This window comes from Amycolatopsis sp. NPDC054798 (genome assembly GCF_053611505.1).
This window is the reverse complement of sequence record NZ_JBSHAM010000019.1, coordinates 74,434-96,057: the sequence shown is the minus strand read 5'-3', so window position 1 is coordinate 96,057 and position 21,624 is coordinate 74,434. Positions and strand designations below refer to the sequence as shown.

The following is a 21,624-nucleotide window of genomic DNA, read 5'->3' as shown; positions in this document are numbered from 1 at the left end:
CGCCGGGAATGACAAAACCAGCCAATTTCTCCCGCGTTCGTTGACCCCGTCTCCGCGCCGTGACTAGCGTGCCGGTCACCGGAAAAGGGCACGACTCCAGGAGGCGGTTTTCCTTGATTTCCCGGCGGGCATTCCTCGGCGCATCCGCGGCAGCCGCGACATTTCCACTCTGGAACTCCGCGTTCGCCTCCGCGACCACTCCCGACACCGCGAAGGTCGCTTTCGACGACCGATCCGGCGCCAGCGAGGCATACGCGTACATCACCGGCACCACGCTGGACAACCGGCTCGTCATCCTGAAAGCCGATGGGACGCCTTACTATCCGCCGTCCCCGGGCAGCGACCACACCCCGCTGGACGAGGACTGCGCGATCCCGCTGAAGTCGCTTTCCCAGGTCACTGTCCCGAAAATGTACGCGGCCCGGATCTACGTCGTCCTCGACAGCAAACTCGACTTCTTCGTCAACCAGGGCCCGGCGCTCGTGCACCCGAGTTTCCTCGCCGCCGACGACCCGAATTACCACCGGAACTGGTCGTTCTGCGAATTCACCTTCAACAACGACGTGCTGTTCGCCAACATCAGCTACGTCGACTTCGTCGCGATCCCGATCGGCCTGCACCTCACTACGACCGGCTCCGGCGACCAGACCGTGCCCGGCCTTCCGGCCCGCTCGCTCGACCCGATCTGCGACGCGCTCAACGCCCAGGGCGGCAAATGGGGCACGCTCATCGAAACCGGCGGCGACGGCAAGCCGTTGCGCGCCCTGTCGGCGCATTACCGCGCCGACCAGTTCGGCGGATACCTCGACGGTTACATCGACGAGGTATGGCAGAAATACACCAGCGGGACGCTCACCGTCGACACCCAGGTTCCCGGGCTCGGCGCGTTCACCGGCCAGGTCGGCGCGGACGGCGTGCTCGCCTTCAACAACGGCGAACGATTCGAGAAGCCCGCCACGCCGGACGTGTGGAGCTGCGACAGCGGCCCGTTCGCCATCAAGCAAGGCGACAGCGACGCACGCAAGGCGATCGTCCCCCGGCTGGCGGCGGCGTTGAACCGCACCACCCTGCGCGACAACCCGAAACAGCCGACCGGCGAGGACCCGGCGAAATTCTACCAGAATCCGGAAACCAACCACTACGCCCGGATCGTGCACAGCAAACTGCCGGACAACCGGGGTTACGCGTTCCCTTACGACGACGTCTCCCCTGGCCCCGATTTCAGCGGAGCGGTGCAGGCAGGCGACCCGGACACGCTCACCATCACGGTAAACGCCTTGCGGTGAACCAAAGCGGTGCCGTAGTCCTTTGAGGACTACGGCACCGTCATCCGGTGAGATCGCCCTCCCGCTCGTTCTTCGCCGCGTAAAAAGCCAGCTTCTCCTCATCCACTTCCACACCGAGCCCAGGCCCGTCCGGCACCTGCAACCGGCCGCCGGAAAGCCGCAGCGGAGCCACAATGTCGTCAGCGTGCAGGTAGTACATGCTGTCGATCGCCCGCGAGAGCACCGGCGTGCTGGCCACCACCGCCAGATGCGCAGCGGTGGCGATCCCTAGTTCGCCGCCGCTGTGCAGATTCATCCCGAGCCCGAACGTCTCGCAATGCGCCGCGAGCGCTTTCGTCGCCGCGATGCCGCCCCACTTGTAGACGTCCCCGTGGATCACGTCGACCGCACCCAGCCGCACCGCCGGAGCGAACTCCTCGAACCTGACCACGCACATGTTGGTGCACAACGGAATCCGCACCTTCGCACGAACCTGGCTCATCCCCTCGATCCCCGCGCACGGGTCTTCGAGGTACTCCAGGTCCAGCTCCTCCAACGCGATCCCAGCGCGAATCGAGTCCGGCACCGACCACGCCGCGTTGGGATCGACGCGCAACTCGACCTCCGGCAGCGCACTCCGCAGCGCACGGAGAATCCGGACGTCTCCGCGGACGTCCCGGGTGCCTTTCACTTTCACCGCGGAAAATCCGCCCTCAACGACCACTCTCGCCGCGTGCTCAGCCAAGGCTTGCGCGAGTTCCTCGCCTTCCGCACCGGGGGCGTCGGCACGCGTGACCAACGCAGTGATCGGCACTTCAGTCCGCACCGCCCCGCCGAGCAGATCCGTAACAGACTGCCCGGTGATCCTTCCGATGAGATCCCAGCACGCGACGTCCAACCCGGCCAGCGCCGCATAACCCAGGTAGCCGTGGAAAAACGGCACCATGTGCTGCCGGCGATGGAAGGCTTCGAGCGCGAACGGACTGGTCCCGATCATTTCCGCGCCCAGTTTCCGGGTCAGCTCGGCGACCGGACGGCCCCACATCGTCTCGCCCCAGCCCTCGGCTCCGGTGTCCGTGCGCAGCCGCACCACCGTGCGGGTTTCGCCGGTCTTGGTCTCGAACGAACTGGTGAACGGATTCGTCAACGGCAGATTCACGACCCACACGGCAACGTCGGCGATCTTCATCCCCGCTGCCCCAGCTCCGCCGAAACGACCCGCCGGATCGGTTCCAGCTCGACGTTCTCCACCGTCGCCTCAGTCCCCGGCATTTCCTCGATCGCCGGCTCGGCCTTCAGCAACACCCGGAACACTCGCGGCAGCACAGTCCGCCCCACCAGATCTTCCGCGAGCGCCGCCGCTTCCGAACTGTCCATTTTGTACTGCGCAGCGAGATAATCGCCGAGCCGCGCGTACATCACCGCGAACATCGAGTCGTAGTACGCCTTCGCACTGTCCGGCAACCGCTCGGCGGCCGAGATGCAGAGCCGGCACGTCCGCGCCTGCGGCTCCCAAGTCAGCAGCTGCTGGAACCGGCCGCAGAACAACGCGACCGCCTCGGCCGGGTCGGCCGCGTAGACGTCCGGGGTCATGAGCTTGCCGAGATACAGCTCGCGGACCAGGTCGAGCACCGCGAGGAACAGCTTGTCCTTGCTCTCGAAGTGCGCGTACAACGACCGCTTGGACGTCCCCGCACCAGCCGCGACCGCGTCCATCGAGGCGCGCTCGAACCCGGTTTCGAGGAACACGTTCTTCGCTGCCAGCAGGATGTGCCTGCGCAACTCCGCACCCCGCAGCTGCGAACCGCCTTCACGCGCCATCTTGCCTCCGCCAAAAGTAAACGGTACGGTGGAGTTTACTTTCTCCTCCACCTCTTCGACAGTCTCCTGGAGCACCCGCATGATCGTCGTCACCGCCCCCACCGGGAACATCGGCAGCCGCGTCCTCGCCGAGGTCGCCGACGGTTCGCGCCCTGTCCGCGCGATCGTCCGCGATCCCGCGAAACTGCCCGCTGACCTGCGCGAACGAGTGGAAGTCCACGCTGGTTCGCACAGCGATCCCGAGGTACTGGCCGGTGCTTTCGACGGCGCGGACACCGTCTTCTGGCTCGTCCCGCCCGACCCGCGGGCCGCGAGCGTCGACGACGCCTACTCGGGTTTCGCCCGCCCCGCCGTCGACGCGATCCGCACCCACGGCGTCCGCCGGGTCGTCTCGGTCAGCGCGCTCGGCCGCGGCGCCGCCTTCGCCGAACGGGCCGGACACGTCACCGCCACGCTGGCGATGGACGACCTCATCGCCGACACCGGAGCAGCCTTCCGCGCATTGGCGAATCCGACCTTTATGGACAATCTGCTGCGTCAAGCCGCGGTACTCAAAGAGCAAGGCACCTTCTACGACGTCCTGCCGCCGGACTATGCGGCACCGCTCGTCTGCACGCGCGACATCGCCGCCGTCGCTTCGCGGTTGCTGCTCGATCCTTTGTGGACCGGCAGGGAAGACGTTCCGGTGCTCGGACCGGAAGACCTGTCGCCGGAGCAGCAGGCCGCCATTGTCAGCGAGGTGCTGGGAACTTCGGTGAAATACCAGCAAATCCCGGTCTCGGCACTGGGCTCGCAGGTCCTCGCGAACGGCCACTCCGAGGCGATGGCACAGTCCATGATGGACATGGCGACCGCGAAGCTGAACCACCTGGACGAGGGTGTCGTCCGCACGCCGCAGCATGCGATCGAGACCCCGACGACTTTCCGGCAGTGGTGCGAAGAAGTTCTCAAGCCCGCAGTGGAGAAAGCCTGACCCCGCCTATCGGCCGCTGTGGGCCAGTCCGGTCAGGATGTGGTCCAGCCCTCGCCGGAAGGCTCGCTCATGGCGGTCGTCGGCATGCGGCGTTTCCGCTTCGACCATGATCCGGCTCAGATGCGGATAATCGCCGCTGCCGATGATCAATTCGCCGTAGCGCGCCTGCGCCTCGAGCCAGGCCCGCATGTCCACTCCGGACCGCCGCGCCGTTTCTTGTTCGGCCAGCTCGTCGAGGACGTGGCCGCGGACAAAGGTCAGCAGAGTACCCACCTGGGCCATGACCTCGTCCGCGGTCAGGTCCAGCACGTCCACGGTCGCGTACGCCGCGTCCAGCCACGCCAGGCTGTTCGGCCCCAGCGCCGGACGGGTCGCGGGCAACGCGGCCAGCCACGGGTGACGCACCACCAAAGCGCGGTACTCGCAAGCGATTGCTCGCAGATCCGCCTGCCAGTCACCGGTCGGCGATGGAGGCTCGCGTTCCCTGAAGGCGGCGTCGATCATCAAATCGAGCAGCTCGTCCTTCGTGGCGATGTAGCGGTACAGCGTGGTCGTCCCAGTGCCCATCTCGCTGGCGATCCGGCGCAGGGACACCGCTTCGAGGCCGTCCGCGTCAGCGACCCGGACGGCCGCGGCCGCGAGATCGGCTCGGCTGTGCGCCGGACGCGGGCCACGGGCACCGCGTTCCGGCCGCAGCCAGATCGGCGGGCGCACCTCGTCCGCCCGCGCTCCGTCGTCAACCATGGGCTCCATTATTGCGAACACCGTACGCGGTTCGATAGCGTGGTCTTTATGCGAACACTGTGCCCAGGTAATCGGGAAGACCGGTGATCGAGTACCGCACCGAGTCGGTCCGCTCCGCCGACGGGACCGTCATCGGCTATCGCCGGCTAGGCGACGGCCCGCCGGTGCTCCTCCTGCACGGGGGCATGCAGGCGGCGCAGCACCTGATGAAGCTCGCGACCGTGCTGTCGAACGAGTTCACCGTCTGCGTGCCCGACCGGCGCGGCCGAGGACTCAGCGGACCGCACGGTGCCGACTACGGAATCGCGCGGGAGACGGAAGACTTGCGCGCACTGGTCGAGAAAACCGGTGCGTCGCGCGTTTTCGGGCTCAGCTCAGGAGCATTGATCACGCTGCGGAGCGCGCTTTCGATCTCCGAGATCAGTGCGGTCGCCCTGTACGAACCACCGCTGTCGATCAACGATTCGGTGCCGATGGACTGGGTGCCTCGCTTCGAGCAGGAGGTCGCCCGCGGGCGACTCGCTTCAGCGCTGGCGACAGTGTTGAAGGGGCTGGAAGTCGAACCGGCGCTCGGCCGGATCCCGAGGTTCGCACTCGTGCCGCTCCTGGCGATCGGCACTCGCCTGCAACGCAGCCGGGGCCAGGACGACGTGCCGATTCCGGCACTCGTCCCGACTCAGCGCTTCGACGTGCGGCTGGTCGAGGAATTGGCTGGCACAGCAAGGGATTACGCGAACCTCGGCTCGAGAGTTCTGCTGCTCGGCGGCAGCACAAGCCCGGCGTTCCTCCGGATCGCGCTGGACGAACTGTCCGCCGAGATCCCGCACGCGCACCGGATCACCTTCCCCGGCTTGGGACATTCCGGCCCGGACGACGACGGCGATCCCACCCACGTCGCCGAAGCCTTGCGCGCTTTCTTCACGCCCTGACCGTCCGTCCGCCGCCTCTCGACGCAGACCCCGGCACCCATGCTCGCCAGCCGATTCCCCCGCTGGCCCCCTGCTCGCCCCACACCTCGGGCCTGCCAATGGCACTCAGTGCACTTCACTTGCCGACCGGCAAGCCCCTCACCCGGACTCGGCCTCGCGCAGCGCGGCGCCGATCCGCGTCACCACCTCGTGCAACGGCGTCGCAGTGCTGAGCACCGCCACCACCGTGCCCGGCTCCGCCTCGCCCGACCGCTTCCCGCCGGAGGTCCGGAACGCGTCCGCGACCAGGGTGAACGCCTCGGTCGCCGCGGCCTCGATGTCGTCCCGTCCGCCGCTGCGCAACCAGCGCCGCAGGACGTGGTTGTTGGCCGCCGCGATCGCCGCCGCAGCCACCGCGGCGCGAAGAGTCGCCGCCTCGTCCCCGGCGGCGGCGAAGCGGTCCTGGAGGTAGCGGGCAAGGACGCGCTGGTAACGGTCGACCGTCGCGACTTCCTTGTCTCGCAACGAGGGCACCGTGCGGGTGAGCGTGAAGCGCTTGAGCGAGACGTCCAGCTCCGCCGCGTAGGACTCCAGCACGAGCGACACCGCCGCGGTGGCCACCTCGATCGGGTCGCGCGCCGGGTCCGCGGTCTCGAAGACCTGCTCCATCTCGGCGACGATCTCGTCGTGGTTGGCGAAGAGGACGTCGTCTTTGCTGTCGAAGTACCGGAAAAACGTCCGCCGCCCGACGCCCGCCGCCGCGGCGATGTCGTCGATGGTCGTCGCCTCGTACCCGTTGGCAGCGAAGAGATCCACCGCCGCCGTCGCCAGCGCGCGACGCAACTGCCGCCGCCCGGCCGGCGTGGCCCCGACCCGGGTGCGCGGCGTCTCCGTCATTCCCGAACGGTAGCAGCCCGGGTTGCTAGTGGCACTCAGTGCCGTTAGCATGGTCAGGCACCCCATGCGAGCGGAAGGCGTCGACGATGACTCTCGACCAGCAACTGCGGCCCGACCACCACACCGGCCCAGACCCGGCGGACGCGTATTACGGCGGGGTGTTCGGCTGGTCCGTCCGACGGCAAGGCGCTCGCCTGTTTCTGGCACTGGAAAACGGCCTGTGCGCGGTCACGCTGCCGAAGCTCACCTCGGGCCCGGTGCGCGCCCACCTGTCCGCACTGGGCTGCGAAGGCCCGTCCCTGATCCTCCCCACCCAACAGGGCCCCCGCCTGGCAATCCTCGCCGAAACCGACGGCGAACTCCTCCTGCGCGGCACCCTGCCGATCGACGTGACCGTCCTGGACAGCGGTGCGCTCCTCCCCCTGCCGACCGGTCAGCAGGCCCCCGGCACGGGCCCCGAATGGCTGACCGCGCCGGACCCGAGGCACCGCTGGCTGCCCAGCGTGAGCGCCGTCCTGGCCGGAGTGCGCCAGCGCCCCTGACCGCGAAGCGAGCCTGCTCCGTCGAGGACGGTCAGGAGTTCCCGCGCGGCCGGCCGACGTGCTGCGACGCCCGGCTTCCGTAGTTTCGGGTCCGCGGCGAGAGCGCCGTCAATGCGGGGTGTTTCCGGACGCCGGGTAACAGGGAAGGTCGATGGCGTCCGCGGGCGGGTTGGTGAACCGAGTGGCGAACCGGTTGACGCGCGGGTTGGCGGCCAGGCCCGCGACAGTGTTGAGGATCCGGATGCCGGCGCGGGTTTTCGGGGAGGCGAGCCGGGGCGCGAGCCAGGAGACGTTCTGTGCTTGGGCGACGTAGGGCCGCATGACAGTTTCGTAGGCGTGGAAGGCATCGCGGTGGTCGACGTGCCTGCCGAGTTCGCCGGCCAGCACATAGGCGCCGACGAGCGCGAGACTGGTTCCCATGCCGCTGAGCGGGGAGGCGCAATAGGCCGCGTCGCCGACCGCGGCGACGCGTCCGCGCGACCATCGCTCAAGGTGCATCTGCCCCGCAGATTCGAAGTAGAAGTCCGGTGCGCCGGCCATGGCGTCGAGCACGCGCGGCGTTTCCCACCCCGCGTCGGCGTAGTGCCGGCGCAGGAAGTCCTGCTGCGCGGAGGGGCGCAGCAGGTCGAGCCCGGCCAGCCGGGTGAGGAAGGACAGAGTGGCGCGGGTGGTGCCCTGATTGTCGGGGCGCAGGAGGACGACCCGGCGGCCGGGTGCGTTGTACCAGCGGGCCCAGCGGCCGTCGGATTCCGTGCGGGGCACGGTGAAGTAGGCGGTGCAGAGACCGAAGGACCGCACGCGGGCGAGGTCGGCGAAGACGAGGTCCCGGGTGCGCGAGCGGAAACCGTCGGCGAGGACGACGAGGTCGAAGCGCCGGCGGGCTCCGGAACGCAAGCCGACGTCCACGCCGGTGCCGGTGTCGGTCAGGCTGGAGATCTCGTCGCCGAAGAGATAGCCGATGTCGTCGCGGGTGTGCTGGTAAAGCAGGTCGGCGAGTTCGCCGCGCAGCAGTTCCAGTTCGGTGACGAACCCGCCGCCGTCGAGGGAATCGCTGCCGAACGAGGCTCGGACGCGGTTGTGGCGGTCCACGAACCGCAGCCCCTCTTCACGGGTCGCGCGGTCGCGGGCCGCCGGTTCGAGACCCATGCGTTCGACGACAGTGCGTCCGGCGCCGCGCAGATCGACTGTCTGCCCGCCGAGGCGAAGCTCCGGCGCGCGTTCGAGCACTGTGGGGGTCATGCCGTGCCGGTGAAGCCAGTAGGCCAGTGCGGGCCCGGCGACGCTGGCGCCGGAGACCAGGACGGTGCGGGGCATGCGAATGTCCTTTCGCGGAGCGGGAACGCCGGTGCCGGGTCAGGCGACCGGACGTGAGGCGGTCGCGGTTCCGGCCGCTGCGCCGGTGTCGTCGGGACGGGCGCGGCGGGGGAACAGCGGCGAGATGAGCAGGAACAATCCGATGACGATCGCCTGGACCACGAGGGCGTCCCGGAAGGCGTCGGCAGCCTGCCCGGTGCGCGCGCCGGCGAAGAACACCGTGCTGAACACCGCGACCCCGGCTGAACCGCCGATGGACTGCACAGCGGAGAGCACCCCGGAGGCGGACCCGACCTCATCGTCGGCGACCGCGCCGAGCACAGTGTTGAACACCGCGGCGATCACGATGCCCGCGCCGATCCCGGCTACGACGCCGCCCGGAACGATCTGCCAGATCGTGAAGCCGGCGGCGTCGGCCAGGGCGAGCCAGAGCCAGGCGATGCCCGCGAACTGAAGCACCGCGCCGGCCTGCAGCACCCGGCGGCCGAGCCGGGCGGCGAGCAGCCCGCCGCTGACTCCGCCGCCGACCGCGGTGCCCAGCGCGACGGGGAGATTGCCCAGCCCGGCTTGCCCGGCGGTGAATCCCTGGCCGATCTGCAGGAAGAAGGTCAGGACCAGTTGCGTGCCGATCAGTCCGCCGAAGAACAGCGCGACCGCGACCAGGCCGACGGTGAACGAGGACTTGCCGAACAACGACGGGGCGACCAGCGGCGTGCGGCCCCCGCGCACAGTCCTTCGCTGCCACCACGCGAACACCGCGTACCCGGTCGCCGCCGCGGCCAGCGACAGCCAGGTCCACAGAGGCCAGCCGTCGGCCTGTCCCTCGTTGAGCGGAAGGACCAGCAACGCGGACGCCGCGGCCACGAGCACGGCCCCGACGATGTCCGCGCGCAACGTCCGGCTCGCGCTGCCGCGGGGCACGAGCCGCCAGGCCAGCGCCAGCGAAACCAGTCCGATCGGCACGTTCACGAGGAACACCAGCCGCCAGCCGAGGCCGAACAGGTCCCCGTCGATCAGTGCGCCGCCCAGCACCGGGCCCAGCACGCCGCCGAGCCCGAGCACCGGCCCGAAGACCGCGAGGGCCTTGGTGAGCTCGCGCGGGGCGAGGTTGTCCCGCAGGAGACCAAGGCCCTGCGGCAGCATCATCGCCCCGGCCACGCCTTGGACCAGCCGGCTGCAGATCAGCAGACCGGCAGTCGGCGCGATCGCGCAGAGCAGGGACGCGAGGGTGAAGCCCGCCAGGCCGGCCAGGAACATCGGGCGGCGGCCGAAGCGGTCGCCGAGGCGGCCGCCGAGCACGAGGCCCGCGCCGAGGGCGAGGGCGTAGCCGCCGATCACCCATTGCAGCCCGACCGGGCTCATGCCCAGCGACCGCTCCAGCGACGGTCCCGCGACGTTGACGATCGTCGAGTCGAGCAGATCCATCAGCTCGACGACGAGGACGGTGGCCAGCAGCCACCACACCGCCCGGCGCGGCGGCTTCTTTTCGGGCACGGACATGTCGTTTTCTCCGTATTCCGGCGGGGAGGGCAGCCCGTTTCCGGGCGTGCTGGGGAGCCGGGGCGGCGAACGCGTCCCGGCGAGGCGGATTCGTGACAGCCCCGGCACGGGGCGGGAAAGTCAGTCCCGGGGAAAGGAATCGGCGGTGCCGGCGTAAAGCCGCACGACCCCGGCGAGGAAGTTCTCGACGATGTCCCGCCCGTCCGGGCCCAGTGCTTCGACGAGGTCCTCGATGCCGTGCAAGAGCGGGCGAAGATGGCCGAAGAGCCGGTCCATCGACTCTTGGACCGGTTCCACCAGCACCTTGCGGCGATCAGTGGCGTGCGGGCGGCGGACGACGTGCCCGGCCTTCTCGAGCCGGTCCACGACATGCGTGCTCGCCGCGGTCGAAACCCGCAGCCGGTCCGCGAGTTCCTTCGCGGTCAACGGCCCTTCGCCGGCGAGATGCTCCATCGCGGACAGATCCGTGGGGTTGATGCCCAGCGCTCCGCTCAGGCGCTTCTCGATCACCCGCGTCAGCGTCCCCACCTCTTGCAGGCGTTCCATGACCGCGTTGCCCGGGCCCGGAAGCGCGGAACGGGGCGGCTCGGCGGAGCGGGGGGAACGGCGCGAAGAGCTCATGCCAAAAGACTACTAGATAAGTTACTAACTACGTTAGTAACTTAATGTGGTGCTCCTCACCGGCTTCGGCGACCCCGCTGAGCCGCCCAGTCGCTTCAGCGAGACCCGGCCGGCTCGCACAGGACCGCGTCGGCGGCGGCGGCGAGCCCGTCCACTTCGGACACCAGCGCGCCGATCTCGGCCCACCACCGCGAATCCCGCCCCGGATCCGGAATCAACGACGTCCCCACCAGCAACAGCAACGTGTCGATCTCATAAGCCCGATCAGCCAGCCTCAGCAACGGCACCACATCCCCCGCAGCACCCCCAGCCGCCCGCCGGCAAGCCTCCAGCCCCAGCCCCCGGCACAACGTCCGCAACCGCTCCCGCACCGCATCCGCCCGAGGATCAGCCCGCGGGCCGCCGGTCCGGATATTCCACGCCACCGAAAGCAAGCAGCGCCCGGCATCGTCCATCGAGGTGTTCGTCACCGGGCGAGTCTGGAAGCACCCTCCCCGCAACGGGTGACCCGACACGCACAGCTCACCGCATCGAGTGAAGCAACCGCACGGTCGCGTCAAGCGGCAGCCGATCGTCTGCCGCACGCGCGAGGAAATCCTTGATCCGCTGACCGTCCGGCGTCAGCGTTTCCACGTCGTTGACTTCCGCACTCGCCGCTTCCAGCGTGCCCAGCCCGGCATTGTGGTGCGCGTCGCGAACCGCGTTCCGCAGCACCGCCAGCTCCGCCGCCGATGGTCCCCGTTTCTCCGCCCGCAACCGCTCGACAATCCGGAGCACCTGCGGCGAATGCGCAGCCAACGCCTGCCGTCCGGCGAACGAGGCCACCATCCGCGGCGTCGCGCGCGTCTCGGCCGGAGGCGGTGGTACCTCGACCGCCTCGCCGACCACCCGCAGACTCTCCAGCGCGGCCGCGCGCCGACGTTCACTCTCGCGCACACGCGCGAGCGGATCCTTCCGCCGGGACGCCGCGATCGAGCGAACCTCGGCCCGGGCTCGCTCCCCCACGTCGGTCAAGCGCGAGCGCCGCTGGTACGTGCCCTCGTCGGCGACCTGCTTGCGCCGGTTCGCGAGCCAAGCCTCGAAGGTCTGCCCGCGCCGCGGCGGTTCGCGCACCTCGGTCATCGCGGCATCGGACTCGTCGGCGAACCAGCCCTTCATCCGCGAGCGCAGGAAGTCGCCCGGTTTCTCCCCGGACCGGCGCGGCCGCTGGCGCGTCCCGTCCGGCAGCGCGCTCATCGCGATCAGCAGCGCGTCCGGGCAGTAGCCGTTGGAGTACCAGAACTCCAGCTGCCGCTCGACGTCGTCGCGTTCCTCCCGGGTCAGCCGCTCGGACACCCAGCCCATGCGGCGGACCAGCACGCCCGTCGCCTGTGCGCGTTCGCGCGCGTCGGCGGGCACGACTGTCGACGGCCACTCCTGATCCGCGATCCGCACCATGCCACACCTCCTCACCGGCGACGCCTACGTTAGCCCGCCGCACCGACAATTACCCGGCCCGCCGCAGCACCGCCACCGTGTTCGCCGCCACGATCACCCCGATCGCCGCCCACGCGACGGTGTCCAGCCGCTGGTCCAGGATCACCAATCCGACGAGCGTGGCCATCACCGGGTTGATGCTCATGAACGCCCCGAAGAACTGCGCCGGGACCCTCCGCAACGCCACCAGGTCGACAAGAAACGGCAGCGCCGACGACAGCAGTCCGGCGGTGAGCGCCGCCGCGAGCGCACCAGGCGTCGGCGGGTGATGCAGCATCGCGAACAGCCCGATCGGCACGTACAGCAGACCGGACACCCCGGCCGCGGCAGCCGACCCCGCCGCACCGGGCACGCGACGGCCGACGGTCCGGTTCAGCAGGATGTAGCAGGCCCAGCACAGCGCGGCGACCAGCGCGAGCCCGATGCCGAGGTAGTCGGTGCTCGGCTGCGGCCGAGTCAGCACTCCGACCGCGACCGCGGCGGCCACCGCGCACGCCAGATCCGTGCGCCGCCGGGAGCCGGCCAGCGCGATCGCCAGCGGGCCGAGGAATTCGAGCGTCACGGCCAATCCGAGACCGATCCGGTCGATCGCCGTATACAGCGACAGATTCATCGTCGCGAACACCGCGGCGAGACCGAGCACTGGCCGCCACTGCCGCGCGGTGAACGACCGCAGCCGCGGCCGTCCGACGGCCAGCAGCACCACCGCCGCCACCCACTGCCGGACCGCCACTATGCCCGGCGGGCCGAGCACCGGGAAAGCGAGCGCCGCCGTCGCCGCGCCGACCTGGTTGGACAACGCGCTGCCGAGCAGCATCGCGGCCCCGGTCGCCCGGGCGTCGCCGCGCGTTCGCGGAGCCAGTTCCGTAGTCGCCATGCGGTCGAGCATGAGCCCGGCCGATCCATGCGCAAAATGCATTGACCGCAGCAGCGATACGCTGGACGCATGGATCTGGAGCTGCGTCAGCTGCGCTGCCTCGTGACGATCGTGGACGCCGGGACCTTCACCGACGCGGCGCTGGAACTCGGTGTCTCGCAGGCGGCCGTATCCCGCAATCTAGCCTCGCTGGAACGGGTTCTCGGCGTTCAGCTGCTGCATCGCACCAGCCGGAGCCTCGAACCGACGACCGCTGGCGTCCAGGTGCTCGCCCGTGCCCGGCATCTGCTCGCCGAGGCCGACGATCTCGTCCGCGAAGCGGCCACCGGGCACACGCGGCTGCGCATCGGCCACGCGTGGTCGGCGATGGGCAGGCACACCGCGGAATTCCAGCGCCGCTGGGCCGCCCGGTACCCGGACGTCGAACTGCTGCTCGTGCGCGCCAACACCGCGACCGCCGGGCTGGCGGAAGGGCTGGTCGATCTCGCGGTGGTGCGCCATCAGGTGCCCTCGGGCAAGTTCGCGCACGCGACAGTCGGGCACGAGGACCGCTACTGCGCCATGGCCGTCGACGACCCCCTCGTCCGACGCCGCACCGTCGTACTCGCCGATCTCGCGTCGCGGCTGCTGGTGGTCGATCCGCGCACGGGCACCACTTCCGCGGAGTTGTGGCCGCCGGAATCGCGCCCGCGGATCGAGCCGACCCATGACGTCGACGACTGGCTCGCCGCCATCACCACCGGCCGCTGCGTCGGCGTCACGCCGCATTCGACGGTGACGCAGTATCGCCGCGACGGCATTGTGTACCGCCGGGTCCGCGACGCCCCGCCGGTGCCGGTCCGGCTCGCCTGGCGCGCGCACGATCCGCATCCGGCGACGCACGCCGCGGTGGCCTTGCTCGGCGAGCTGTACCGGACGTCGCCGAAACGGACAACACCGAAACGGAAAACCGCTTCCGCGAGCCCGCGTTAGTCCATTGTGGATCTTGAAAGCGGAGCGATCATTTTCCGTTGACGCGGCGGCGCGGGACGGCAATGATGAAGCCGTCCAGCCACGAAAGGAACCACGGAATGCCGCACCGCGAAGAACGCCTGTGCCGTTCGGCCATTCCCGGCTCCGCGCCATGACGTGGCCTGCCACGCCGTGAGCGAGGAGCCGCCCGCCGGACCGCCGGCCGGGCGGCTTTTGCGTTCGCGGCCCGTTTCGCCCGGAAGGAGGTGCCCGTCGCCATGGGAGTCCTGGTTCTCAACGCCGGCTACGAGCCCCTGCACACCGTCTCGCTCCCCCATGCCATCCGGATGCTGGTCCGCCAGGTCGCGGTCGTCCACGAAAGCGACGGGCCGGACCTCGGCGTCTTCCCGCGTCCGAAGGTGGTGCGGCTGCTGCGCTACGTCGTGATGAAATGGCGTTATTCCGGGCCGCCGCGCTGGTCCCGTTCCGGCGTGCTGCGGCGCGACCGGCACACGTGCGCCTACTGCGGGCGCCGGGCCACCACGGTCGACCACATCACGCCGGTTTCGCGCGGCGGCGCCCGCACGAGCTGGCTCAACACGGTCGCGGCGTGCGGCGGGTCGGCGCGCAGCTGCAACGCGCGCAAGGCCGACCGCACGCCCGCCGAAGCCGGGCTGACGCTCCGGTTCCCGCCGCGCGTGCCGCGGTGGGAGGAGCTGCATCCGCTGGCCGGACTGTCCACATGAGACTCGCGCTAGGCTGGCAACCGTGAAGGGCTTGCTGCTGCGGTTGTCGGCGGTCGATTCCGGCGCGGAAACGGCGGTGCGCGTCATCGCGTATTTCGACGAGCTGATCGCCCGCCGGGCGACGCTGCCGGATCTGCTGCGCGCTACGGCTTTTCTTGCGGAATGCGTGGCCGGGATGCACTGTGCCGACGGAACCGTGCTGCGGTTCCGGCCGACCGGCGAGTCCGGCGGCGACGGTCCGGTGCCGCCGGACGCCGTCGTGGTGGACCTCGACGGCGCCGGGCGGGTCTGGCTGGAGCGCGCGGGCGAGCCGGGCCCGCTCGACGTGCTGGTGCTCGAACGGCTCGCGATCTCGGCGAAGGTGCTCAGCCCGGCCGAACCGCGGCCGGCCGCGCCGCATCTGGCCGATCCGGCGCTGGTCGAACTGGTGCTGGGCGAGCAGGCCGCGGACGAGGACCGGGCGCGGGCGCTGACCCTGCTCGGCCTGGACACTTCGCGCCCGTTGCGGGTGGCGGCGGTCGCTTCGGGCCCGGGCCGCGACGCCGGGGCGGACGCGGTCGCACTCGTCGCCCGCGGCGGACCGCTGGGTGCGCGGGTGGCCGTGGTCGGCGGGGTGGCCGCGGTAGTGCTGCAGCCGCGCGAAGGACCGGATTCGGTCGTTTCGACCCTGCGCGAAACGTTGGCGTTGCGGGCCAAGGACCGCACGCTTCCCGACTCTGTCCGGGTGGGCGTCGGCGACGCGGTGGACGGCCTCGAAACGCGGCGTTCCTGGCTGCAAGCCCGCCTGGCCACCCGGTTCGCGGCGACGGCGCGGCCGCTGGTCGTGCACGAAGACCTCGGCGCGGTGACGCTGCTGGCGGAGATCCCGGTGGAACGGTTGCGGGCGCAGCCGGACGTGCTGGCGCTGGACGCGCTCGCCGAGAACGGCGACCTGGAGACGCTGGAAGCCTTCTGCCGCACGGGTTCCCTGCGCCAGGCGGCGGTCGCGCTGCACCGGCACCACAGTTCGGTGGCGGCCCGCCTGGCGCACGTGGAGGACGCGCTGGGATGGACGCTGGACGATCCGGCGGGGCGGTTCCGGGCGCGGCTGGCTCTGATGGCGCGGAGGTTGGCGGAATCTGGTTGAGGACAGCGGTTCCGCGGGTACTCCCGCCCGCCGAAAGGCGCTGCACGTAAGCGATTCCCAGCGCGCAGAGGGTCATCGCATCCAGCCGAGGACCCGCTGACGGCGATTCTCGCCAAGCCGCCCGGCACAGAATTCCGGAACCGGGCGAACCGCATCGAGGGCGGCGAGCTTGGCGTGGATCTGTTCCGCCCCAGGGTGTTCGAGGTCCACGAAGATCCCCAGGGCGTGCTGCCAGAGGTCTCGAGCGGCATCGGAATCACGCATGGCCTGGCGAGTGTCGCCAAGGCGATTGAGGACATCGGCTTCGAGACAACGGTCGCCGAGGACGCGGCATTGTTCGAGAGCGCGCCGGAAGCACGTCGCCGCCTGTGCGTAGCTGCCGAGGTGGTGGTGGGCGTAGCCGAGGCTGTCCCAGGTGTGGGCCTGGCCCTCGGAGTCGTCGAATTCTTCCAGGAGCGGCAGGGCTTCCCGGCAGCGGAGCAAGCCTTGCTCGTAGTCGCCGAGGCGGGCGTGCGACCACCCGATGGCAGTCAAAGCCTGCGCCTGGCCCAGCAGGTGCCCGCAGGACTGGTACAGCGCGGCGGCCCGGCGGACGTTCGCCAGGATTTCGGGAATGGCCCGGGGACCTTGCCGCGCCGTCACCCTGGCGAGCTCGATGCAGGTGTCGGCTTGCCCGAGCACGCTGCCTGCCCGGCCGAAGAAGTCCAGCGCGCGGCTCAGATGACGGCGCGCCTCGTCGAGGTTGCCGTGCCGGCGGCAAGCACGCGCGAGGACGCACCGGGCGACCGGCTGCCCGAGCGGATCGGCCAGCCGGTCGGCAGCCTCGACCGCGGCCCGCCCGACGGCGGTCAAATCGTGCCACTGCCCGCGCCGGTCGAGGAAGGTGAGCAGAGTCCAGGCCAGCTGCCAGGTGTGAGCGCCGAATCCAGCGGCACTGGCGTAGTCCACTGCCGCCAAAAGCACGGCGTGTTCCGCGGTGAACCAGTTCAGCGCCTGTTCGCGGTCGGCCGGGCTCTCCGGGGAGGTCCCTGGCTGCGACGCGGGCAGGGCGATCGGCTCGCGCGCCGGTTCCAGCAGCCGGGCGGCGGTGTGCGCGCTGCGCACGTAGTGGTCCAGGAGCCGCTGCACCGCAGCGTGCTGTTCGTGGCCGGGGTCGGTGGAGTCGACCAGGTCGGCGGCGTAGTCGCGCAGCAGGTCGTGGAAGACGTAGCGCCCGGGAAGGTGCTCGATCAGCAGGCTGGCCCGGGTCAGCTCGGCCAGGGGGCCGCGCACCCGGGCCAGCGGCAAGCCGGTCAGGCTGGCCGCCGCCGCGGCTGAGAAGTCCGGACCGGGATGCAGCCCCAGCAACCGGAACAGCCGGGCCGCCTCGGGAGCGAGCGCGTGATAGGACCAGGAAAACACCGCCCGCACCTCACTGGCGGGGTCGCCGGCGGACAGGACGTCCAGGCGGCCGACCTCGGCCAGCTCGTCGGCCAGAGTGGCGAGGGAAAAGCCGGTCTCCGCGGCGCGAGTGGCGGCGATGGCCAGCGCGAGGGGCAGCCGGGCGCACTGGGCGATGATTTGCTGTGCCGCACGGGATTCGGCGGCCACCCGCTCGGGGCCGAGGCGGCGGGTCAACAATTCCTGCGCTTCCTCCTCGGCGAGCAGGTCCAGGCTGATCGGGTGCGCGCCGTCGAGAGCGACAAGGCCGGAGAGCCGGTCGCGGCTGGTCACCACGGCCATGGCGCCCGCGCTGCTGGGCAGCAGCGGTCTGGCCTGCCGGGCGTCGCGGGCATTGTCCAGCACCACGAGGATCCGTTTGCCGTCCAGCAGGCTGCGGTACAGGGCGATCTGCGCCTCCGGGCTCGCGGGAACGCGCTGCGGGGCGATGCCGAGTGCGGCGAGGAAGCCCCGCGCCGCTTCGGCCGGGTCCATCGCCTCCGTCCCCGGGGCGAAGCCGCGGAGGTTGACGTACAGCTGCCCGTCGGGAAACCGGTCCCGCACCCGCTGCGCCCAGTGCACTGCCAGCGCGGTCTTGCCGATTCCGGCCGTCCCGCTGACCGAGGCGATCACCGCTGCTCCGGCGACCCCCTCCGCCAGCGCGGTGAGCGCGGCCGTTTCGCGGTCTCTGCCGACGAGGTGGGCGGCCGCGGCGGGAAGCTGGTGCGGAACGACCGCGACCCCCGGCTCGGGCACGGACCGGACGCTTGGCGTGGCCAAGGCGGGGTCGGCGGTGAGGATCTGGCGGTGGAGCCGCTGCAACGGGTCGCCGGGGTCCGCGCCGAGTTCCTCGGCCAGACGCTCCCGCATCGTCCGGTAATGCGTCAGGGCGTCGGCCTGACGACCGCAGCGGTACAGCGCCAGCAGGTAGTGGGCGGCCAAGCGTTCGTCGAGCGGGTTCTCGTCGACGAGGACAGCCAGATCCGGCAGCACTTCCGCGTGCTGGCCGACTCGCAACGCCAGATCGGCGTACTCCAGTTCGACGGCTCGGTACTGCCCGGCCAGCGCGTCGCGCACCGAGTCGAGCCAGGGCGTGCTCAGTCCGGCGAACGGCTCGCCGCGCCACAACGCCAGAGCCTCTTCGACCGCCGCCAGCCCCGCGCTGGGAGCCGAGGCGGCGCGGGCACGGGCGACCAGGCGACGGAACCGGTGCAGGTCCACCGCTTCCGGATCGATCCGCAGTTCCCAGCCGCCGGAGCGGTGCACGATCCGCGCTTCGCCCAGCCGGGACAGGGCGCGGCGCAGCCGGGACAGGTAGGCGTGCAGGGTCTCCCGCCCGCGCAGCGGAACGCTTTGGCCCCAGGCGCGGTTCATCAGGTCGTCCGCGCCGACGACCTGATTGGCGTCGACCACCAGCGCGGCCAGTACGCAAACCTGCCGGGCGTGCCCCAGTTCGACCCGGCGGCTTCCCGCCCACGCCTCCACCGGGCCCAAGACTTTCAGTTCCCCCGCCATCGCCACCCCCTCCGCAGTCCAGCGTTAGCACGGCGGGCCGCGGGTTTCAGGTCTCTCCCAAGGTTCGTACCCGATCGGCCCCCCAGCGTGGGAACCTGGGCGGCACCCCGCGAGCGATCGCTGCTCGACGACGAAGATCCATTGCCAGGCAACAGAAAGGGACAGGTTTGATGAACAAGAACCGCTCAGTCGCCCTGGTGGTCACGACCGCTGGCGCCGTCCTTGCCGCGACCGCCGCACCCGCGCTGGCCGAAACGACGACCGGCTCGCCGGATCCCGGCGGCACGGACGTCTTCAGCGCCCACCAGTGTTACGGCAACACCTGCATCTACGTCAACGGCAAGGGCCTGCGAGTCAACTACGCGACAGTGACCAACAGGCGCGGCAAGTACGTCGGGCACGGCAACATTTCCAGCACCTACGACGGCGCGACCCACCGCAGTCCCGCCATCTTGCGCAGAGGCCAGTCGTGGCGCTTCGACTACCACCGGATCATGCGCGACGGCAACAAGGTTTGCGGATCCATCGAAGGTATGGACGTCGCCTGCGTGAAGATCAAGAAGTAGCCGCCTGCGGCTCTTCCTGCTGGTCAGCGCGCGCCGGTGTCGGGGCTAAGCGTTTGGCTGGGACTGCGGCATTGCGTGGCATCCGCGGACATCCCGCCGCGCTCACACCGAATCGGCGAGATCGGCTTCGACCCCCAGCACCCGGGCCAGCACCGCCCGGCGCTCCGCGGCCTCCCGGCGGCTCACCGTCGCGTGCTGGATCACCCCGGAACCGTGGAACGTGCCAGGGAACAGGTGCAGTTCCGTCGGCACTCCAGCCGCCAAAAGGCCCTGCGCGTAAGCGATTCCTTCATCGCGCAGCGGGTCGAACTCCATTACCGACACGTACGCGGGCGGCAATCCGGCGAAATCCGCCGACCGGGCCGGCGCCGCGTACACCGCGACATCCGGGCCGCCGCGTTTGCCCGGCCCGCCGAGGTAGTAGTCCCAGCTCGCCTCGGCGGCCCGCAGATGCCACATCGGCGTGTCCGCGAAGCGGCGCATGCTGGCGGTCTCGAGCCGGTCGTCCAGTTCGGGCACGGAGAGGAACTGGAACGCGATCGCCGGGCCGCCCCGGTCGCGGGCCAGCAGCGCCAGCGCCGCGGCCAGCCCGCCGCCCGCGCTCACGCCGTGGAGCACGACTTTTTCCGGGTCGACGCCCAGTTCGCCCGCGTGCTTGACCGCCCATTCGAGCGCCGCGTAGCAGTCCTCCAGCCCGGCCGGGTACGGATTCTCCGGCGCGAGCCGGTACTGCACCGACACGACCACGACGCCGAGATCCCGCGCCAATCCGACGTTGGAAGCGTGGTCGACCTCCAGGTCGCCGAGCGCGAATCCGCCGCCGTGGATGTCGAGCACCATGGCCTTCGTCGCGACGCGATCCGGGGTGTAGACGCGGACCGGGACGTCCGGCGCGCCCTCGGGTCCGGGCACCGCCTCGTCGCGCGTGGTCACGCCGGTTTCGTCGAAATCGCCTCGCATCGAGGCGATCAGCTCGGCCATGCCCGCCCGCGAACTCTCGACGTCGGCGAAGTCGACCTCGGGCAGCATCGGGATCGCCGCGGCGATTTCGGGATCGAAGGGATAACTCATCGACGGCCTCCGTCTTCCAGGGGAAACTCCATCGTGCCGAAATCCCGGTCCCGGAAGGCACCGCCACGTGTCGCGCGCCGCGCGGGCTCAGCCCGCCGGATGGCGCGGCACGAGGGTTCTCAGCGCCCCACCTTCTTCCAGATCACCACGACCCCGACGACCGCTACCAGCACCGCGCCCAGCACGATCAGCCCCTTCACGAGCAGATCGTGCATGAGGTGCTGCAGCATCTCGTCCCCGTCCGCGAGCACCGCGGTCACCGGCCGGACCGCTTCCGGCCCGGGTCCTCGTCCAGCCACTGCGCGGCTTGACGCACGACCTCGCCGCCGATGCGGCCGCGCATTCCCCGCGCCCCTCGCCGGTCCACCGCCCGCGCCGCGGATTTCGCCAGCGTCGCCGCGCCTTCGCGCACGCGCTCCCCCTTGCCGCGCCGCCGCAGCGAAACGATCAGAGCGAAGGCGGCCAGCCCGAGGACCACCACGATCCCGGCGATGATGCCGAACCGGATCAGCAGGATGTTCAGCACCGTCTCCACAGCGCACCCCTTTTCTGTCACACCTGTGATACAAACGGTTTCTATCACGACTGTGATATAAAAGTCCAGTGCCTAGAGTGGTGGACGGGGAAGAGCGGCGCGCGCACATCGCCGACGCGGTGCTGCGGCTGGCCGCGAAAGGCGGTCTGCACGCGGTCTCGCTGCGCGCGGTGGCCGCGGAATCGGGCCTGAACATCGGTTCGGTGCGGCATTACTTCGACAGCCAGCGCGCGCTGATGCGATTCGCGATGCGCACCACCATCGACCGGACGACCGCGCGGCTCGTCGAACGCCGCGAAAAGACGGGTTCGCTGTCGGAGCTGGCCCCGGACGAGGCCGTCGGCCAGCTCACCGAATTCCTGTCCGAACTGCTCCCGCTGGACGAGCGGCGGCGCACCGAAGTGACCGTGCTGGTGGAATTCCTGATGGCCGCGCGCGCCGATCCGAGCCTGGACGACCTGGCCAGGGAAGCGGTCCAGGGCACCGTGACACTGGCCCGCCGCATCCTCGACGCCCAGGCCCGCAGCGGCCGGTTCGAGCCGAAGGACCCCGAGGTCGAAGCGCCCCGGCTGGCCGCGCTCCTGGACGGGCTCGCGTTCCGGGCCGTGCTGCAGCCGGAACTCACCACGCCGGAGGAGTGCGTCGCCGTGCTCCGCGCGCATCTCGCCGAACTCACCCGCCCGGTGGGTGACATCCACGTGTGAGCGCCGCGGCGACCGGGTAACCGGCGGAACTGGAGCGGTTCCAGATCCCCGGG

General features: G+C 70.4%; 23 protein-coding genes. 9 read left to right on the top strand and 14 right to left on the bottom strand.

The features are described from left to right. Positions 1-113: 113 nt before the first annotated feature. On the top strand, positions 114-1,286 hold the full coding sequence (locus ACWGIC_RS14905; RefSeq protein WP_452076469.1) for a glycoside hydrolase family 64 protein: 1,173 nt from the start codon (positions 114-116) through the stop codon (positions 1,284-1,286). A 40-nt stretch (positions 1,287-1,326) separates the two neighbouring features. On the opposite strand, the gene ACWGIC_RS14900 is transcribed toward ACWGIC_RS14905, so the two are convergent. Both ACWGIC_RS14900 and ACWGIC_RS14895 read right to left on the bottom strand, forming a co-directional pair. Next, on the bottom strand, positions 1,327-2,454 hold the full coding sequence (locus ACWGIC_RS14900) for a mandelate racemase/muconate lactonizing enzyme family protein (protein ID WP_452076468.1): 1,128 nt from the start codon (positions 2,452-2,454) through the stop codon (positions 1,327-1,329). Then, entirely contained in the window at positions 2,451-3,086 is a 636-nt protein-coding gene (locus ACWGIC_RS14895; protein ID WP_452076467.1) for a TetR/AcrR family transcriptional regulator, read from the bottom strand. The genes ACWGIC_RS14900 and ACWGIC_RS14895 overlap by 4 nt, the downstream gene beginning before the upstream one ends. 79 nt (positions 3,087-3,165) lie before the next feature. On the opposite strand from ACWGIC_RS14895, the gene ACWGIC_RS14890 reads away from it, so the two are divergent. Beyond that, positions 3,166-4,059 (top strand): NAD(P)H-binding protein, encoded by an 894-nt coding sequence (locus ACWGIC_RS14890; protein ID WP_452076466.1) that lies wholly within the window; start codon positions 3,166-3,168, stop codon positions 4,057-4,059. 6 nt (positions 4,060-4,065) lie between these two features. Here the strand turns inward: ACWGIC_RS14890 and ACWGIC_RS14885 are convergent, their stop codons facing one another. Then, positions 4,066-4,803: a TetR/AcrR family transcriptional regulator gene (locus ACWGIC_RS14885; RefSeq protein WP_452076465.1), complete on the bottom strand. Its 738-nt coding sequence runs from the start codon at positions 4,801-4,803 to the stop codon at positions 4,066-4,068. A gap of 83 nt (positions 4,804-4,886) precedes the next feature. On the opposite strand from ACWGIC_RS14885, the gene ACWGIC_RS14880 reads away from it, so the two are divergent. Further along, positions 4,887-5,732 (top strand): alpha/beta fold hydrolase, encoded by an 846-nt coding sequence (locus tag ACWGIC_RS14880; RefSeq protein WP_452076464.1) that lies wholly within the window; start codon positions 4,887-4,889, stop codon positions 5,730-5,732. Positions 5,733-5,870: 138 nt separating this feature from the next. Here the strand turns inward: ACWGIC_RS14880 and ACWGIC_RS14875 are convergent, their stop codons facing one another. Then, entirely contained in the window at positions 5,871-6,608 is a 738-nt protein-coding gene (locus ACWGIC_RS14875; RefSeq protein ID WP_452076463.1) for a TetR family transcriptional regulator, read from the bottom strand. 86 nt (positions 6,609-6,694) lie between these two features. On the opposite strand from ACWGIC_RS14875, the gene ACWGIC_RS14870 reads away from it, so the two are divergent. Then, positions 6,695-7,150: a hypothetical protein gene (locus ACWGIC_RS14870; RefSeq protein WP_452076462.1), complete on the top strand. Its 456-nt coding sequence runs from the start codon at positions 6,695-6,697 to the stop codon at positions 7,148-7,150. 108 nt (positions 7,151-7,258) lie between these two features. On the opposite strand, the gene ACWGIC_RS14865 is transcribed toward ACWGIC_RS14870, so the two are convergent. The 6 genes from ACWGIC_RS14865 to ACWGIC_RS14840 all read right to left on the bottom strand — a co-directional run bounded on the left by ACWGIC_RS14865 (position 7,259) and on the right by ACWGIC_RS14840 (position 12,938). Continuing rightward, positions 7,259-8,464: an FAD-dependent monooxygenase gene (locus tag ACWGIC_RS14865; RefSeq protein WP_452076461.1), complete on the bottom strand. Its 1,206-nt coding sequence runs from the start codon at positions 8,462-8,464 to the stop codon at positions 7,259-7,261. 39 nt (positions 8,465-8,503) lie between these two features. Then, positions 8,504-9,964 (bottom strand): MFS transporter, encoded by a 1,461-nt coding sequence (locus tag ACWGIC_RS14860; protein WP_452076460.1) that lies wholly within the window; start codon positions 9,962-9,964, stop codon positions 8,504-8,506. A gap of 120 nt (positions 9,965-10,084) precedes the next feature. Then, entirely contained in the window at positions 10,085-10,585 is a 501-nt protein-coding gene (locus ACWGIC_RS14855) for a MarR family winged helix-turn-helix transcriptional regulator (protein WP_452076459.1), read from the bottom strand. A gap of 95 nt (positions 10,586-10,680) precedes the next feature. Then, a complete protein-coding gene (locus ACWGIC_RS14850; protein WP_452076458.1) occupies positions 10,681-11,055 on the bottom strand; it encodes a hypothetical protein in 375 nt (124 codons plus the stop codon). Positions 11,056-11,107: 52 nt separating this feature from the next. Continuing rightward, the gene (locus ACWGIC_RS14845; protein WP_452076457.1) at positions 11,108-12,022 is read right to left on the bottom strand and encodes a hypothetical protein; all 915 of its coding nucleotides are present in this window, start codon (positions 12,020-12,022) and stop codon (positions 11,108-11,110) included. A gap of 49 nt (positions 12,023-12,071) precedes the next feature. Next, complete coding sequence (locus ACWGIC_RS14840) at positions 12,072-12,938, bottom strand: EamA family transporter (RefSeq protein WP_452076456.1); 867 nt, start codon at positions 12,936-12,938, stop codon at positions 12,072-12,074. A 69-nt stretch (positions 12,939-13,007) separates the two neighbouring features. On the opposite strand from ACWGIC_RS14840, the gene ACWGIC_RS14835 reads away from it, so the two are divergent. The 3 genes from ACWGIC_RS14835 (at position 13,008) to ACWGIC_RS14825 (ending at position 15,761) form a co-directional block, all read left to right on the top strand. Beyond that, positions 13,008-13,910 (top strand): LysR family transcriptional regulator, encoded by a 903-nt coding sequence (locus ACWGIC_RS14835; protein ID WP_452076455.1) that lies wholly within the window; start codon positions 13,008-13,010, stop codon positions 13,908-13,910. A 257-nt stretch (positions 13,911-14,167) separates the two neighbouring features. Continuing rightward, positions 14,168-14,635, top strand: coding sequence for an HNH endonuclease (locus ACWGIC_RS14830; protein WP_182891972.1), 468 nt, complete (start codon positions 14,168-14,170; stop codon positions 14,633-14,635). A gap of 22 nt (positions 14,636-14,657) precedes the next feature. After that, positions 14,658-15,761 (top strand): PucR family transcriptional regulator, encoded by a 1,104-nt coding sequence (locus ACWGIC_RS14825; RefSeq protein ID WP_452076454.1) that lies wholly within the window; start codon positions 14,658-14,660, stop codon positions 15,759-15,761. 72 nt (positions 15,762-15,833) lie between these two features. Here ACWGIC_RS14825 and ACWGIC_RS14820 read toward each other — a convergent pair whose 3' ends face one another. Then, positions 15,834-18,695: a BTAD domain-containing putative transcriptional regulator gene (locus ACWGIC_RS14820; RefSeq protein ID WP_452076453.1), complete on the bottom strand. Its 2,862-nt coding sequence runs from the start codon at positions 18,693-18,695 to the stop codon at positions 15,834-15,836. 170 nt (positions 18,696-18,865) lie between these two features. Here ACWGIC_RS14820 and ACWGIC_RS14815 point away from each other — a divergent pair, with 170 nt between their 5' ends. Next, positions 18,866-19,261 carry a hypothetical protein gene (locus ACWGIC_RS14815; RefSeq protein WP_452076452.1) on the top strand — a complete coding sequence of 132 codons (396 nt, stop codon included), beginning with the start codon at positions 18,866-18,868 and terminating at the stop codon, positions 19,259-19,261. Positions 19,262-19,363: 102 nt separating this feature from the next. Here the strand turns inward: ACWGIC_RS14815 and ACWGIC_RS14810 are convergent, their stop codons facing one another. The 3 genes from ACWGIC_RS14810 to ACWGIC_RS14800 form a co-directional block, all read right to left on the bottom strand. Then, positions 19,364-20,332 carry an alpha/beta hydrolase gene (locus ACWGIC_RS14810; RefSeq protein WP_452076451.1) on the bottom strand — a complete coding sequence of 323 codons (969 nt, stop codon included), beginning with the start codon at positions 20,330-20,332 and terminating at the stop codon, positions 19,364-19,366. 119 nt (positions 20,333-20,451) lie between these two features. After that, on the bottom strand, positions 20,452-20,592 hold the full coding sequence (locus tag ACWGIC_RS14805; RefSeq protein WP_452076450.1) for a hypothetical protein: 141 nt from the start codon (positions 20,590-20,592) through the stop codon (positions 20,452-20,454). Further along, positions 20,589-20,867: a hypothetical protein gene (locus ACWGIC_RS14800; protein WP_452076449.1), complete on the bottom strand. Its 279-nt coding sequence runs from the start codon at positions 20,865-20,867 to the stop codon at positions 20,589-20,591. Before ACWGIC_RS14800 ends, ACWGIC_RS14805 begins: the two co-directional genes overlap by 4 nt. 68 nt (positions 20,868-20,935) lie before the next feature. On the opposite strand from ACWGIC_RS14800, the gene ACWGIC_RS14795 reads away from it, so the two are divergent. Beyond that, a complete protein-coding gene (locus tag ACWGIC_RS14795) occupies positions 20,936-21,571 on the top strand; it encodes a TetR/AcrR family transcriptional regulator (protein WP_452076448.1) in 636 nt (211 codons plus the stop codon). Positions 21,572-21,624 lie beyond the last annotated feature (53 nt).